Annotated in this window: 13 protein-coding genes; 8 read left to right on the top strand and 5 right to left on the bottom strand. The window is 76.1% G+C overall.

Annotated elements, in window-relative coordinates; translation table 11 throughout:
* Positions 1-6: 6 nt before the first annotated feature.
* Positions 7-453 (top strand): YchJ family protein, encoded by a 447-nt coding sequence (locus B8281_RS05255; RefSeq protein ID WP_034653287.1) that lies wholly within the window; start codon positions 7-9, stop codon positions 451-453.
* A gap of 37 nt (positions 454-490) precedes the next feature.
* Here B8281_RS05255 and B8281_RS05250 read toward each other — a convergent pair whose 3' ends face one another.
* Complete coding sequence (locus B8281_RS05250; protein WP_051876684.1) at positions 491-949, bottom strand: VanZ family protein; 459 nt, start codon at positions 947-949, stop codon at positions 491-493.
* 119 nt (positions 950-1,068) lie between these two features.
* Between B8281_RS05250 and B8281_RS05245 the strand changes: the two genes are divergently transcribed.
* Together B8281_RS05245 and B8281_RS05240 are read left to right on the top strand one after the other, a co-directional pair.
* The gene (locus B8281_RS05245) at positions 1,069-2,061 is read left to right on the top strand and encodes a TIGR03885 family FMN-dependent LLM class oxidoreductase (protein WP_085387125.1); all 993 of its coding nucleotides are present in this window, start codon (positions 1,069-1,071) and stop codon (positions 2,059-2,061) included.
* Positions 2,058-3,761, top strand: a complete 1,704-nt coding sequence (locus B8281_RS05240; RefSeq protein ID WP_085388617.1) for an alpha-amylase family protein — start codon at positions 2,058-2,060, stop codon at positions 3,759-3,761. The genes B8281_RS05245 and B8281_RS05240 overlap by 4 nt, the downstream gene beginning before the upstream one ends.
* A 90-nt stretch (positions 3,762-3,851) precedes the next feature.
* On the opposite strand, the gene B8281_RS05235 is transcribed toward B8281_RS05240, so the two are convergent.
* Positions 3,852-4,079, bottom strand: a complete 228-nt coding sequence (locus B8281_RS05235) for a hypothetical protein (RefSeq protein ID WP_051876683.1) — start codon at positions 4,077-4,079, stop codon at positions 3,852-3,854.
* A gap of 128 nt (positions 4,080-4,207) precedes the next feature.
* On the opposite strand from B8281_RS05235, the gene B8281_RS05230 reads away from it, so the two are divergent.
* Both B8281_RS05230 and B8281_RS05225 read left to right on the top strand, forming a co-directional pair.
* The gene (locus tag B8281_RS05230) at positions 4,208-5,344 is read left to right on the top strand and encodes a low specificity L-threonine aldolase (RefSeq protein WP_085387124.1); all 1,137 of its coding nucleotides are present in this window, start codon (positions 4,208-4,210) and stop codon (positions 5,342-5,344) included.
* 18 nt (positions 5,345-5,362) lie between these two features.
* The gene (locus B8281_RS05225; RefSeq protein ID WP_085387123.1) at positions 5,363-5,863 is read left to right on the top strand and encodes a nucleoside deaminase; all 501 of its coding nucleotides are present in this window, start codon (positions 5,363-5,365) and stop codon (positions 5,861-5,863) included.
* A 58-nt stretch (positions 5,864-5,921) separates the two neighbouring features.
* Here the strand turns inward: B8281_RS05225 and B8281_RS05220 are convergent, their stop codons facing one another.
* Positions 5,922-6,872, bottom strand: coding sequence for a hypothetical protein (locus tag B8281_RS05220; RefSeq protein ID WP_085387122.1), 951 nt, complete (start codon positions 6,870-6,872; stop codon positions 5,922-5,924).
* 83 nt (positions 6,873-6,955) lie between these two features.
* Here B8281_RS05220 and B8281_RS05215 point away from each other — a divergent pair, with 83 nt between their 5' ends.
* Positions 6,956-7,384, top strand: a complete 429-nt coding sequence (locus B8281_RS05215) for an SRPBCC domain-containing protein (RefSeq protein WP_232322684.1) — start codon at positions 6,956-6,958, stop codon at positions 7,382-7,384.
* 95 nt (positions 7,385-7,479) lie between these two features.
* Here the strand turns inward: B8281_RS05215 and B8281_RS05210 are convergent, their stop codons facing one another.
* Entirely contained in the window at positions 7,480-11,082 is a 3,603-nt protein-coding gene (locus tag B8281_RS05210) for a DUF5979 domain-containing protein (protein ID WP_085387121.1), read from the bottom strand.
* Positions 11,083-11,278: 196 nt separating this feature from the next.
* Here B8281_RS05210 and B8281_RS05205 point away from each other — a divergent pair, with 196 nt between their 5' ends.
* Positions 11,279-12,493 carry a glycoside hydrolase family 3 N-terminal domain-containing protein gene (locus tag B8281_RS05205; RefSeq protein ID WP_369824940.1) on the top strand — a complete coding sequence of 405 codons (1,215 nt, stop codon included), beginning with the start codon at positions 11,279-11,281 and terminating at the stop codon, positions 12,491-12,493.
* A gap of 29 nt (positions 12,494-12,522) precedes the next feature.
* Positions 12,523-13,575 (top strand): LacI family DNA-binding transcriptional regulator, encoded by a 1,053-nt coding sequence (locus B8281_RS05200; protein ID WP_085387120.1) that lies wholly within the window; start codon positions 12,523-12,525, stop codon positions 13,573-13,575.
* An 88-nt stretch (positions 13,576-13,663) separates the two neighbouring features.
* Here B8281_RS05200 and B8281_RS05195 read toward each other — a convergent pair whose 3' ends face one another.
* Entirely contained in the window at positions 13,664-13,942 is a 279-nt protein-coding gene (locus tag B8281_RS05195; RefSeq protein WP_034654462.1) for a hypothetical protein, read from the bottom strand.
* Positions 13,943-13,952: the final 10 nt, after the last annotated feature.

Below are 13,952 nucleotides of genomic sequence, written 5' to 3'. Positions count from 1 at the left end.
GGCCGCATGACCGGGAACCCCCTCGACGACGACGCACGCTGCCCGTGCCTCTCCGGCGACACCTACGGGTCGTGCTGCGGCCGGTACCACGCCGGGCTGCGCCCCGGCCCGGACGGCGCCGCCCCGGGCCCGCACGCACCGACCGCCGAGGCGCTCATGCGCTCGCGCTACAGCGCGTTCGCCGTCGGCGACGCCGACTACCTGCGCGCGACCTGGCACCCCTCCACCCGGCCCGCCGACCTCGACCTCGACCTCGACGACGACGTCGAGTGGCGTCGCCTCGACGTCGTGCGCACCGAGGCGGGCGGCCCGTTCGACACGACCGGGGTCGTCGAGTTCGTCGCGCACCACCGCTCGCGCACCGACCCGGCCGACCGCGGCCGGCTCCACGAGGTCAGCCGGTTCGTCCGGGAGGGCGACCGCTGGTCCTACGTCGACGGCACGATCGCCTGACGGCGCCGCCGCGGCGCACAGGAGTGCTCGGGAGCGCTCAGCGGCGGGGCGCGGCCGTGCGGCGCGCCGCCCCGACCGCGAGCACCGCGGCCACGAGCACGGCGCCCAGGAGCGCGCCGGCCGTGTTCAGGACGACGTCCTGGACCGTCGGGACGCGGCCGGGCAGGAGGTTCTGGGTGAGCTCGATCGCGACCGAGAGGGCGCAGCCCGCGAGCGTCACGAGCCCGACGGCGCGCCACACGCCCGGGACGGCGCGACCCCGGCGGGCGGCCGCGCCCCGCAGGAGGGGCACGCCGAGCACGCCGAACGGCCCGAACATCACGACGTTGGCGAGCGCCTCGAGCACCGGCAGCGTGATCGGGATCCCGAGGCCCTGGAGGAAGCCGAGCGTGGACGTCGCCCAGCCGGGCGCGTCGGTGGACTGCGGCGACGGCCAGAGCGTCACGACCAGGACGGCGGCGAGGTAGACGGCGAACGTCCAGGTCAGCAGGCGCATCCCGTCAGCGTACGGGCGCGAGTCCCGGGCGCGCCGGGCCCCGCGGCGCGGCCACGGAGCCTCCACCGTTCCCCCTCCTCGCCGAGCGTGGCACGGCGAGGGTCGGTTCACTGGGCGCCATGGTCACCGTCGGCTTCCACGCCTCCCACGAGCAGATCCCGCCCGGCCCCCTCCTCGCCGCGGCCCGCCGCGCCGAGCAGGTCGGCTTCGACGCCGCCATGTGCTCCGACCACCTGGCCCCCTGGAGCGAGCGCCAGGGCGAGTCCGGGTTCGCGTGGTCGTGGCTCGGCGCCGCGCTCGCGACGACCGCGCTGCCGTTCGGCGTCGTCACCGCCCCCGGCCAGCGCTACCACCCGGCGATCGCCGCGCAGGCGATCGCGACGCTCGGCGCGATGTTCCCGGGCCGCTTCTGGGCCGCGCTCGGCTCGGGCGAGGCGATGAACGAGCACGTCACGGGCGAGCGCTGGCCCACGAAGGCCGAGCGCGACGCCCGCCTGCGCGAGTGCGTCGACGTCATCCGGGCCCTCCTCGCGGGCGAGGAGGTCACGCACCACGGGCACGTCACGGTGGACCGGGCACGCGTGTGGTCGCTGCCCGACGTCGCGCCGCGGCTCGTCGGTCCGGCCGTCACCCCCGCCACGGCGCGCCGCCACGCCGACTGGGCCGACGGCCTCGTCACCGTGAACCAGCCCGTCGAGTCGCTGCGCCAGGTCGTCGGCGAGTACCGCGACGCCGGGGGCCGCGGGCCGCTCGCGCTCCAGGTGCACGTCGCGTGGGGCACGGACGACGAGGCGGCGTTCGCCGTCGCGCACGACCAGTGGCGCTCGAACCTCCTCCCGCCCAGCGTGAACTGGCACCTCGAGACCCCGGAGCAGTACGACGCGGTGGCGGAGCTCGTGCGCCCGGAGGAGGTGCGCGGCACGGTGCTCGTCGAGCACGACCCCCAGCGCCTGGCGGACCGCGTCGCCGAGCTGGTCGCGTGCGGGTTCGACGAGGTGTACCTGCACCACGTGGGGCAGCAGCAGGACGCGTTCCTCGACGCGGCGGGCGAGGCCCTCCTGCCCCGGCTGCGCGAGGCGTGCGCCGCCACGACCGACGGGGGTGCGGCGTGAGGATCCGCGACACCGGCGACCTGTGGTGGAAGAACGCGGTCGTCTACTGCCTCGACGTCGAGACCTTCATGGACTGGGACGACGACGGGATCGGCGACTTCCCCGGCCTGGTCCAGCGGATCGACCACCTGGCCGACCTCGGGGTGACGTGCCTGTGGCTCATGCCGTTCTACCCGACGGCCGACCGCGACGACGGCTACGACATCACCGACTTCCTCGGCGTCGACCCGCGCCTGGGCGACCTGGGCGACGTGGTCGAGCTCGTGCGGACCGCGCGCGACCGGGGCATCCGCGTGATCGTGGACCTCGTCGTCAACCACACGTCCGACCGTCACCCGTGGTTCCGCGCCGCGCGGCGGTCCACCACGTCCCCGTTCCGGGACTACTACGTCTGGCGGTCCGACGAGCCGCCGTCGACCAAGGACCAGGTGGTCTTCCCCGACCAGGAGGAGGGCATCTGGACCCTCGACGAGGCGTCCGGCGAGTGGTACCGGCACCGCTTCTACCGGCACCAGCCCGACCTCAACACCGCGAACCCGCAGGTGCGGGACGCGATCGCCAAGACGATCGGGTTCTGGCTGGAGCTCGGCATCTCGGGCTTCCGGGTCGACGCCGTCCCCTACGCGCTGACCGACGCGGCCGCGAACCCGGGCGACGAGATCGACGACCCCCACGACCTGCTGCGCGTGCTGCGCGCGTTCGTCGGGCGGCGGTCGGGCGACGCGATCCTCATGGGCGAGGTCAACCTGCCGTACGAGGAGCAGGCGCGCTACTTCGGGGACGGCGACCCGACCGACGGCGACCCGGGCGGGGTGACGAGCAACGAGCTGACGCTCCAGTTCGACTTCAACGCGATGCAGGCGCTGTACCTGGCGCTCGCCCGGCACGACGCGACCCCGCTCGCCGGGTCGCTCGCGGCCCGTCCGCCCATCCCCCGCGACACCCAGTGGGCGACGTTCGTGCGCAACCACGACGAGCTCACGCTCGACAAGCTCACGGACGACGAGCGCGCCGAGGTCTTCGCCGCGTTCGGGCCCGAGGAGGACATGCAGCTCTACGGGCGGGGGCTGCGACGGCGGCTGCCCCCGATGTTGGGCGGCGACCCGCGCCGGCTGCGGATGGTGTACTCGCTGCTCTTCTCGCTGCCGGGCACGCCCGTGCTGTTCTACGGCGAGGAGATCGGCATGGGCGAAAACCTGGACGTGCCGGGGCGCCTCGCCGTGCGGACGCCCATGCAGTGGACGTCGGGGCCGAACGGCGGGTTCTCCCGCGCTCCCGCGCGCCGGCTCGCGGCGCCGCTGCCGGGCGACGGGTACGCGCCCGAGCATGTCAACGTCGCCGACCAGCGCCGGGACCCGGAGTCGCTGCTCACGTTCGTGCGGATGCTCGCGCACCGCTACCGCGAGTGCCCCGAGCTGGGCTGGGGCGACGCGCAGGTGCTCGACTCGCCCGAGCCGTCCGTGCTGGCGCTGCGCACCACCTGGCAGGACGCCTCGATGGTGACGCTGCACAACCTGTCGCCGGACCCGGTCGTCGTGCGGGTGCCCCTGGGCGACCTGCCGGAGGACGCACGCCTCGTCGACGTCCTCGACGCGGACGACGTCGAGCCCGCGCCCGACGGGACCGCCGAGGTGCGGCTCGACGGCTACGGGTTCCGCTGGCTGCGCGTCACGCCGCCCGGGTCGCGCCGGCTCCTCTGAGCCGGCGCGGCTGGGGCGTGCGCGGGTCGGTCGGCCGGGTGCCGACCGGGCGTCAGCCAGGGCGTGAGCCCGGGGAGTGAGCCCGAGGCGTCAGCCGTGGGTCGGCTCGTCGGGGCCGACGGGCCGGCCCGGCGACGACGGCCGGTCGGGGACGTCGGGCGACGGGTCGGCCGGTCCGCCGGGGACCGGGTCGGTGTGGCTCGGGTCGTGCGGCGGCTCCGAGGGGTCCGGGGGCGGGCCGGGCGACTTGGGCGGCTCCACCGTCGGCTCCGCCGGGGAGCCCGGGCCCGTGCCGGGCTGGTCGGGGTTCGTGGTCATCGCTGCACCTCCGTGCTTCGCGCGCTGCGCGCGGTCCTCGGGACGCGCACCGCGTCCCTCCTCGACGCTAGGCGCGCCCCGGCCCGCTCGCGCGCGGCCGGGCCGCCCCGCCGACCTACGCTGGGCACGTGACCTCGTTCGCCTCGGACAACTACTCCCCCGCCCACCCCGACGTCCTCGCCGCGCTCGCCGCCGCGAGCGCCGGGCACGAGATCTCGTACGGCGAGGACCCGTGGACCGCGCGCCTGCAGGACGCCGTCCGCGCGCGGTTCGGGCCCGACGCCACCGCGTACCCCGTGCTCACGGGCACGGGCGCGAACGTCGTCGCGCTCATGGCGACGCTCCCCCGCTGGGGCGCCGTCGTGGCGTCCGAGCACGCGCACCTCAACACGGACGAGAACGGCGCCCCCGAGCGGGTGGGCGGCGTCAAGGTGCTCACGGTGCCGGCGCCCGACGGGAAGCTCATGCCCGCGGCGGTCGAGCGGTTCGCGGGCGACCTCGGCGACCCGCACCGCGCGCAGCCGCTCGTCGTGTCGCTCACGCAGTCCACCGAGCTCGGCACCCTCTACACGGCCGACGAGATCCGGGCGGTGGCCGACGCCGCGCACGCCCGCGGCATGCGGGTGCACCTCGACGGGTCGCGGCTCGCGAACGCCGCCGCGGCGCTCGGCGTCCCGCTGCGCGCCCTGACGACCGACGCGGGCGTGGACGTGCTGTCGTTCGGCGGCACCAAGAACGGGCTCGCGCTCGGCGAGGCGGTCGTCGTGCTCGACCCGTCCGCGGTCGACGGCGTGGAGTTCGTGCGCAAGTCGACGATGCAGCTCGCGTCGAAGATGCGCTACGTCTCCGCGCAGCTCCTCGCGCTCTTCGAGCCGGTCGGCGACGTCGTCGCCGAGGTGGACGAGGTGGCCGACGCCGACGAGCTCTGGCTCCGCAACGCCCGCCACGCGAACGCGATGGCCGCGCGGCTGCGCGCGGGGCTCGCGGACGTCGTCGTGCCGGCCGCCGTCGGGCCCGACGACGCCGCCCCGGGCCCGGCGTCGGGCCTCGCCTTCACCCAGCCCACGCTCGTCAACGCGGTGTTCGCGACGCTCCCGCGCACGGCGGTCGCGCGCCTGCGCGAGCGGCACCGGTTCTACGACTGGGGGTCGGGCGAGACGCCCGACCGCGTCGAGGTGCGGTGGATGTGCGCGTGGGACACGACCCCGGGCGACGTGGACGGGTTCGTCGCGGACGTGCGAGCCGCCCTCGCGGTCGCGTCGTGACCGGGCGAGGATGACGCCATGAGCGACCAGAGCCTGCCCCAGCCGACCGCCGACGACCTCGTGCACCTGCGCCGCTGCGTCGAGCTGGCCCGCGAGGCGCTCGACGACGGCGACGAGCCGTTCGGCTCCCTCCTCGTCGACCGGGACGGGGTCGTGCGGTTCGAGGACCGCAACCGCGTCAAGGACGGCGACGCGACCCGGCACCCCGAGCTCGAGATCGCCCGCTGGGCCGCCGCGCACCTCACCCCCGAGGAGCGGCGCGACGCAGTCGTCTACACGTCCGGCGAGCACTGCGCGATGTGCAGCGCGGCGCACGCGTGGGTCGGCCTCGGCCCGGTCGTCTACGCCGCGAGCACGACACAGCTCGTCGGGTGGCTGGAGGAGTGGGGCGTCGCGCCGGGCCCGGTGCGCCCGCTCGCGATCGGCGACGTCGCGCCCGGGGTCGCCGTGCGTGGCCCCGCGTACGAGCTCGAGGTGGAGGTCCGCGCGCTGCACGCGCGTCTGCACGGCGTCTCCTGACCGGGGGCCCGCCCGGCGTCGTGCACCCGGGCCGCCCCCGCCCGCGGGGACGACGCTCTCAGGAGTCGAGCGCGTCCGCGACGGTGCGCGCGACCTCGGGGACGGCGAGGTAGCCGGCGGGCCGCCCGCCGTCGAGCACGACGGCCGCCGCGTGGTGGCCCGGCGCGGCGTTCGCGACGACGAGCTCCTCGATCCCCGGCGACGCCGGGTCGAGCGGGAACGCCGCCGGCCCGAGGCCGTGCAGCGCGAGCGCGTCCCGGGGGTCGCGCGCCGCGACCCACCGCCGCACGGGGGCCGGCACGCGCAGCGGGGCGCGCGCGGCCAGGACGTCCCGGATCGCCCGGGCGGCGAGCGGGGACCCGAGCGTGAGCAGGAGCGGCACGTCCCAGCGCGCGGCGTCGGGGTGCTCGCGCAGCACGGCGTAGGCGACGACCGACCCGAGCGAGTGCGCGACGACGACGGCGGGCCCGTCCGTCGGGATCGCGGCGGCGAGCGCGTCGTCGATCGTCGTGCGGACGGCGTCGTCGTGCAGGTACGCCCAGACGTCGCGCGCGAGCAGCGCGACGACGGCGCCGCTCAGGCCCGGCACGGACCGGTCGAGCGCGGACAGCAGCAGGTTGAGCCACGCGCCGACGTCTCCCTCCACGCCACCGGGCCCGGCACCCTCCGGGCGCACCGGCACCGTCGCGCCCGCGGCGCGCAGCACCTCCTCGGCGACGGCCGCCACGAACGCGGCCTCGTCCGCGGCCTCGGCCGCGGACAGAAGGGCGTCCCCGTCGCGCGGCGCGCCGACCGCGTGCACGGTGACCGGCGGCGGCGTCGCGGCACCGCCGACGAGCGCGGCGAGCGTGTCGCCGTAGTAGACGAACGCCGTGTCCGCGTCGCGCACGACGACGCCCGAGCCCGCCGCCGCGAGGCCCGCGTCGAGGACCTCGGTCCACGTGCGGTCGAGCTGCTCGGCGTCGAGCCCCTGGTTGTCGCGGCCGTGGACGAGCACGAGTCGGGTCACGCGCCGAACCTACCGGCTGCCGGTGCCCCCCGGAGGGTCTACCGTCGGGCCCAGGAGCCAGCCCCCAGCCCCCGGAGACACCCGTGAACGACCACACCCTGACCGAGCACAGCACGACCGTCGAGACCCACGTCGCCCGCCCCCCGCAGGTCGTCTGGGCCGAGCTCATGCACCCGAGCGCCCGCTGGATGCTCGGCATGAACATCGAGACCGACTTCCGGCCCGGGAGCCCCGTGACGTTCGAGGGCCACTACATGGGCCGCGAGTTCGCCGACTGGGGCACCGTCGTGGCCGTCGAGCGCCCCCGCCTGCTGCACTTCACGCACTTCTCGCCCACCATGGGCCTGCCCGACGTGCCGCAGAGCTACCACGACATCGCGATCACGCTCGAGCCCGACGACTCCGGGACGCTCGTGCGCGTCGTCGAGCGCAACATCGAGACGGCCGAGCGCGCCGAGCGCGCCCACGCCCTGTGGACGAAGGCGCTCGCGACGCTCGCGGGCCACGACTGACGCGTCCCGCCCCGCACGACGACGGGCCGGTCACCCCCGCGAGGAGGTGACCGGCCCGTCGTCCGTCCGGCACCGGCCCGACGACGCCCCGCGCGTCAGGCGGTGCGGCGGCGGCGAGCGCGGACCGCGAGGAGCGCGGCGCCCGTGCCGACGAGCAGCAGCGCGAGCGTCGTCACGGCGACGACGTCCCCGCCCGTGATCGCGAGGCCGCCGGCCGACGACGCGGTGTTCGTCAGCGTCACGACGACCGGCGCGCCCGCACCGACCGTCACCTCGGTCACCCGCTCGTCACCGACGGTGAGCACCGGCGTGCCCCAGTCGACGCCGCGGACCGTCGGCAGGTCGGTCTCGGTGAGCCGCACGACGGTCCCCACGGGAAGGTCCTGCGGCCCGTCGACGACCTGGCCGTCGGCCCGCACCGTGAGCGTGCCGGTGACGGGCTCGCCGTCGCGGTCGAACGCGTAGCGGACGGTGAACTCGGTGCTCGCCGGCACCGAGCCCGCCGCGGCCCCCACGACCTCCTTCACGACGGAGAAACCGCCCACGGCCTGGTCGGCCGTGTTCGTCACCGTGACCAGCGCGTCCGTCCCGTCGCCGACGACGAGCGTCGGCGGGCTGAAGACGGGCGTGCCCCACTCGACGCCGTCGACCGCGGGCAGGTCCGTCTCGCCGAACGTCACGACCGTCCCGGCCGGGAGGTTCTGCGGCCCTGCGACGACCGTGCCGTCGGCCGGGACCTCGACGGAGCCGCCCACGGGCGTGCCCTCGAGCTCGTACGCGTACGTGACCGTGAATGTCGTCCCCGCGGGGACGAGGTCCGCGCGGTCGCCCACGACCTCCTTCGCGACGGAGAACCCGCCGACCGCGGCCACGTCCTGCGTCGTGTTGGTCAGCGTGACGAGCGTGTCCTCGCCGTCACCGACCGTGACGGACGCGGGCGAGAACACCGGCGCGCCCCAGACGACGTCGCCCACCTCGGGCAGGTCGGTCTCCGTGAACGTCACGACCGTCCCGACCGGGAGGTCCTGCGGGCCGTCGACGGCCGTCCCGTCGGCGCGCACCGTGAGCGTCCCGGCGACCGGGCCGTCGTGGGTGAACCCGGCGGGCAGCGCCGCGGACCACGCGACCGAGAACTCCGTGCCCGGGGGCACGCTCCCGGCGAGGTCGCCCGTGACGGTCTTCGCGACGGAGAAGCCCCCGACGAGCGCGTCGGCCTGGTTGGTCAGCGCGACGCCGGCGACGGCGTCGCCGTCGCCGATGGTCACCGTCGCGGGCGAGAACACCGGCTCGCCCCACGTAACCCCGGGGACCGTCGGCAGCGGCTGCCGCTCGGCGAAGCGCACGACGGTCCCCGCCGGGAGGTCCTGCGGCCCCGCGTCGACCGTGCCGTCGGCGCGGACGGTGAGCGTGCCCTGCGTCTCCCCCGCGTGCTCGGCCCCCTCGGGGAGCTCCGCCGTCCAGTCGACGACGAACTCCGTGCCGCCCGGGACGGCGCCGGCCGCGCCGCCCGCGACGGTCTTCTGGACGGCGAACCCGCCGACCTCCTGCACCGCCTCCGCGGTGTTCGTCAGCGTGACCTCGACGGCCGCGCCCTCGACCACCGTCACCGACGGCCCCGGGTCGAACGACGGGACGCCCCACACGACGCCGTCGACCGCGGGCAGCGGCTGCTGCTCCGCGAGCGTCACGACCGTGCCGACCGGCAGGTCCGCCGGACCGCTCACGAGCGTGCCGTCGGCGCGCACCGTGAGCGTGCCCGTGGTCGGGCCGTCGTAGGCGACGTCCGTGGGGACGGTCGCGGTCCAGTCGACGAGGAACGCGGTGCCCGCCGGGACGTCGCCCGCGGCGGAGCCCTCGACGGCCTTGCGGACCGCGAACCCGCCGACGACGGGATCCGCGACGTTGGTGACCGTCACCGCGACGCCCGTCGCGCCCTCGACGACCGTCACCGGCCCGGCCGGGCTCACGACCGGGTCGCCCCACGCGACGCCGTCGACCACCGGGAGCGGCAGCCGCTCGGTGAACGTCACCGTCGTGCCGACCGGCAGGTCGGCGGGCCCGGCCACCACGGCGCCGTCCGCGAGCACGGTCAGGGTGCCGGTAAGGTCGCCGTCGTACGTCGCGCCCTGCGGCAGCGTGGCCTCCCACTCGACGAGGAACGCGGTGTCCGCCGGGACGAGGCCGAGGGCGTCCCCGGCGAGGACCTTCGCCACCGTGAAGCCGCCCACGGCGGTGGTCCCGCCGCCGGCGTTCGCCGTGTTCACCACGGTGACCGTGACCGTGCGGCCCGCGGCGACGGTGAACTGCGCCGGGTCGCCGAGCGGCTCGCCGTCCACGCGGATCACCGGCGTGCCCCACTCGACGCCCGCCACCGACGGCAGGTTCGTCTCGCGGACCGTGACGACCGTGCCCTCCGGCAGGGTCGGCCCGTTCAGCAGAGCTCCGCTGATCGGGACCGTGAGCGTGTCGCCCCCGGTGACGCCGTCGGGCTGCTCGTAGGTGTACTCCACCTGGAACGTCGTGCCCGCGGGCACGTCCGCGGCCGCCTCGCCCGTCACGGTCTTCTGCACGGCGAAGCTCGCGCCCCCGGTGCAGTCGAACGGGCCGGGCCCGATCCACGGATAGCTGTGCATCTCGAGCCCGCCGGTCACGCTCGGGTCGCCGAACGTGAGGTTCCCGCCCACGAGGACGCGGCCGTTCGTGCTCGTCGTGATCGTCGCGTCCGCGACCGGCGCGACGATCGTGCCGAGGAACTGGTCGGCCCGGCCGAGCGCGAGGTCCGGCGTGGACGCGAAGTTCCACAGGATGCGCGCGGCCCAGTTGCCGAAGCCCGGGTTGGAGTTGAAGTCGTTGATGAACGGCGAGCCGTTGCCCTCCCAGTAGTTGGGGCTCATGCTCACCGGAGCGTCACCGGTCACGTTGATCGCGATCGCGACGTCGTCCGGCACGTTCGCGAAGACGACCTCGCGGACGCCCGCGAGCTGCGCGGCGTCGACGGTGAACACCTGCGGGTCGGCGGTGCCGGAGCCGGTGAAGGTCACCCGGGTCCCCGACACGACGCCCGCCGCGGTCGCGGGCCACCCGGCGATCGTCGCCGACGCGTCGGCGACGACGGCACCGTACCCGGCCCACTCGCCGAGGGCCGCCGCACCCATGCCCTGCGTGACCGGGGCGTCCGCGCCCGGCGTCGTCCCGGCGGTCGAGAGCGACCCGCCGCCCGTGACCGCGGCACCGACGTTCACGGCGCCGCCGGTCGGCAGCGTCGAGCCGACGGTGACGCTCGTCTCCGGCCCGATCTCCAGGCCGCCCCCGACGGCGAGCATCACCGCACCGTCCGGCGGCGTGATCTGCGAGCCCGCTCCGACCGCGCCGATGCTGAAGTTCCCGGGGCCGTCGATCGTCGCCTCCCCCGCGACGACGAGCAGCCCCTCCGACTCCGCGGCGCTCGCCGTGGCGAGGTAGTCGCCCCCGGTCCACACCGTGACGTTCGTGTCCGTGAACAGCGGCGGCGTCTGGCCGACGTTCGGCATGTCCCCCGGCGCGGGGCAGGACCCGACCGCGGCGGACGCCGGGCGCGCCTGCGGCCCCGAGACGAGGACGACGGCGCCGGCCAGGGCGAGCACGGCGGCGACGAGCGCCGCGACCGCTCTGCGCAGGCGTCCGGGTGCGACGCGGAGGGAGGGTGGGCGAGGGGTCATTGCCGGGCTCCAGGTTCGGGGGGTGCGCCCCGCGGCCGCGAGGCCAGGACGCCATGTCACCCAGGAGACGCGCCGGGACGCCGATCATGACGCGAACCCGGTGGTGGCGTCGGTCATACCCCCCGGGGGTCGCGGGATCGCCCGGGACGGCCCCCTCCGCGGCCGTCGGGCTACCGTGGCGTCGGAGGTGTCGCCTGTGACCGCTCGTGCCCGGACCACCTGGATCGTCGTCGCCGTCGTGACCGCGCTCGCCGCCGTGGCGGCCGTCGCCTGGTACCTCACGCGGCCCGCCCCCGCGCCGCAGGCCCCGCCGTCGGGCACGCCGTCCGCCCCGGCCGACCCGACGCCGTCGGGCACGTCGCCGACGCCGTCCACCCCGCCCGAGGACCCCCTGGCCGGGTGGACGCTCGAGCAGAAGGTGGGGCAGCTCTTCATGGTCGGGGTCGACGTTCGGGACCCGCAGCAGGTGAGCTACGACGCCGTCTCGCGCCTGCACGTGGGCAACGTGTTCCTCGCGGGCCGCTCGCAGGCCGGGACCGGCCCGACGGCGGACCTCGTCGCGGGCTTCACGGCGCTCGTCTCCCCGGAGACGACGAACGGCACCCCGCTGTTCGTCGCGACGGACCAGGAGGGCGGGAAGGTCCAGGTGCTGCGCGGGCCCGGGTTCTCGCAGATCCCGGCGGCGACCGACCAGGCCCGGCTCGACCCGGCGACGCTCCAGGCCGACGCGACCACGTGGGGCGCCGAGCTCGCCGCGGCAGGCGTGAACCTCAACCTCGCGCCCGTGATGGACCTCGTGCCCGAGGGGACGGCCGCGCAGAACCCGCCGATCGGGGCCTTCCAGCGCAGCTACGGGTTCACGCCGGACTCGGTCACGTCGCACGCGAACGCGTTCAGCGCCGGGATGGAGGCGTCGGGCGTGGACGTGACGATCAAGCACTTCCCCGGGCTCGGCCGCGTCACCGAGAACACCGACACCGACGCCGGGGTCACCGACGACGTGACGACGCGCGACGACGCGTCGGTCGCCGTCTTCGCGTCGGGCATCGAGGCCGGCGCGGCGTTCGTCATGACCTCCACGGCCGTCTACCCGCAGATCGACGGGACGCTCCCCGCGGCCTTCTCGCCCGTCGTCGTGGACGGGATGCTGCGGGGCGACCTGGGGTTCGACGGCGTCGTCCTCACCGACGACGTGTCCGCCGCGCAGCAGGTGCAGGCCTGGTCGCCCGCGGACCGCGCCGTCCTGACGATCGCCGCGGGCGGCGACATGGTGCTGGCGTCCGCGGACCCGAGCGTCGTCGAGCCCATGGTGGCGGCCGTCGTCGAGCGCGCGTCGAGCGACGACGCGTTCGCCGCGCAGGTCGACGCGGCCGTGCTGCGCGTGCTCGCGGCGAAGGAGCGGCTGCGCTGAGCGCACGGCCCGGCGGTATAACTGACCGCATGGCTGCCCGTCGCCCCGCTCCCCGCCCGACGCTCGAGGCCGTCGCGGCCGTCGCGGGCGTCTCCCGCGCCACGGTGTCCCGCGTGATCAACGGCGTGCCGACGGTGGACCCGGCGATCGTGGCGGTCGTCGAGCGGGCGATCGACGAGACGGGCTACGTCCCCAACCTCGCCGCCCGGACGCTCGTCACCCGGCGCACGGGGTCGGTCGCGCTCGTCGTGTCCGAGCCGTCGGAGCAGCGCTCCCCGAGCCCGTTCCTTGAGCGGCTGTTCACCGACCCGTACATCGGGCGCGTGACCGCGGGCGCGCAGCAGGTGCTGCGCCCGCGCGACATCCACCTCGCGATCCTGCCCGCGGACCCGCCCGCGCACGACCAGGTCGTGCGCTACGTGCGGCAGGGGCACGTCGACGGCGTCCTGCTCATCACGTCGAGCGCGAGCGACCCGCTGCCGGCACGGTTCGCCGCGCTCACCGTGCCGGTCGTGCTGTCGACGCACCTCGACGGGGTCGACGAGGCGGCCGGCGTGAGCTGGGTCGACCTCGACCAGGCGGCCGGCGGCCGGATCGCCGCCGAGCGTCTGATCGCGGACGGCCGCACGCGCCTCGCGACCGTCGCCGGCCCGTCGGACGTGCCGTTCGCGCGGGGACGCCGCGACGGCTTCCTCGCGGCGGTACGGGCCGCCGGGCTCGCGGAGCCGTTCGTCGTGGAGGGCGACTTCACCCGCGCGGGCGGGGAGGCCGCGGCGCGCGAGCTGCTCGCCGCGCGACCGGACGTCGACGGCGTGTTCGGCGCGAGCGACCTCATGGCCGACGGCGCGTCGCTCGTCCTGCAGGAGGCGGGCCGCCGCGTCCCGCAGGACGTGGCCGTCGTCGGCTTCGACGACTCGACGGTCGCGCGCCAGGCCCACCCGCCGCTCACGACGGTCCGGCAGCCTGTCGAGGAGATGGCGGCCGAGATGGCGCGGCTCCTGCTCGCCGCGATCGACGACCCGGACGCCGACGCGCGCTCGGTCCTGTTCGAGCCGCACCTCGTGGTCCGCGACTCCGCCTGACCCCCACCCGCCGGGCGCAGCAAGACGTCGCGGCCGGAACGTCCGACCGCGACTTCTTCCTGCACTCAGCGGAGCGTGTGGTCCCGGGTCAGTGGCCCCCGCCCGCGACGAACGCGATGCCGACGGCGATCGCGACGACCACGACGGCGAAGCACACGACGGCGCCGACCTGACGGGGGCGGGTCGCGCGCTCGACGCGCACCGTGCGGCCGTCGGACGTGAAGCGGCCGTCCGGGGTGCCGACCTCGACGGGCACGGCGCGCCCGGCGGCGAGCCGGACCCCCAGGGCGAACAGGGCGGGCAGGCCCGCGCCGACCACGAGGCCGGCGACGACGACCTTGAGCAGCGAGTCGATCTCGACGAACACGGTTCTCTCC

Origin of the sequence: Cellulosimicrobium sp. TH-20, assembly GCF_002105775.1 — a bacterium.
Classification (GTDB): domain Bacteria; phylum Actinomycetota; class Actinomycetes; order Actinomycetales; family Cellulomonadaceae; genus Cellulosimicrobium; species Cellulosimicrobium funkei.
The sequence above is the reverse complement of the archived record's forward strand: the minus strand, read 5'-3'. Positions and strand labels throughout refer to the sequence as shown.